This window comes from Sinorhizobium sp. FG01 (assembly GCF_002531875.1).
In the GTDB taxonomy this organism is placed as follows: Bacteria; Pseudomonadota; Alphaproteobacteria; order Rhizobiales; family Rhizobiaceae; genus Sinorhizobium; species Sinorhizobium fredii_C.
In genome coordinates, this window is the sequence record NZ_NWTB01000062.1 from 1 (window position 1) to 1,048 (window position 1,048).

Below are 1,048 nucleotides of genomic sequence, written 5' to 3' on the forward strand. Positions count from 1 at the left end.
CTTGAGATCCCATCAGGGGTGAGTAGCGGTCTGCACCGTGGCAGAGTGAGGTCGCTAGAAAACTCTCTGGAGGCCAATCATGCCGATGACAGCAGATCATTCTCAAGTGCAGACCACTACCCCCGTCGATCTTGGCGCAATTTTCGTCTCGTTGGAATTGAGCAAATCGACATGGCTCGTGACAGCTCTATCGCCGGGAAGTGAAAAGCTGTCTCGCCATACAGTTACCGGAGGCGATATCGCCGGCTTGTTCTCGTGTTTTGCCGCCCTTCGCCAGAAAGCCCAGCGGCGTAAGGACAAGCTTTATCCGCTGGTCGTGATCCAGGAGGCCGGACTTGATGGCTTCTGGCTGGGGCGCATCCTCAGCAAGGAAACCTGGATCGAGAGCCATATTGTGGAAGCTGCATCTATTGCCATGCCACGCCGCCATCGTCGGGCAAAGACGGATCGCATCGACGGCGAAACACTTATACGCGCTTTGATGGCTTGGAAACGGGGCGAGCCGCGGGCCTGCTCTATGGTCAAACTTCTCACACCCGAGGAGGACGACAACCGTCGGATCGGGCGGGAACGGAAAACTCTGATTGCGGAGCGTGTCTTCCACGTCAATCGCATCAAGGGGCTGCTCTTCACGCAAGGAATACGAGGGTACGAGCCGGTAAATCGAGACCGTCGCCAGCGTCTGGACGAGCTTCGAACTGGAGATGGCCGTCCGCTGTCAAAACACCTGAAGGCAGAGATCTGCAGAGAGCTTGATCGCCTCGAATTGATACTCACACAAATCAAGGCCGTAGAAGCAGAGCGAGATGCCTTGATCGTCCACGAGACGCCGGAAACGCCGCGGGGCGCGACAGCGCTTTTGGGCATCAGAGGAATTGGCCCGGAGTTCGCTACGATACTTTACACGGAAGGCCTGTTCAGGCACTTCGACAATCGGCGGCAAATCGCCTCCTACGCGGGGCTTGCCCCCTCTCCTTGGCAAAGCGGCAACGTTAACCGCGAACAAGGTGTCTCAAAGGCGGGAAATCCGCGTTTGCGAGCGACCATG

Annotated in this window: 1 protein-coding gene; it reads left to right on the plus strand. The window is 57.3% G+C overall.

Translation table 11 applies throughout. The features are described 5' to 3' along the window. Positions 1–79: 79 nt before the first annotated feature. The coding region (locus CO656_RS29505; protein ID WP_097528137.1) for an IS110 family transposase at positions 80–1,048 on the plus strand (969 nt) is incomplete at its 3' end.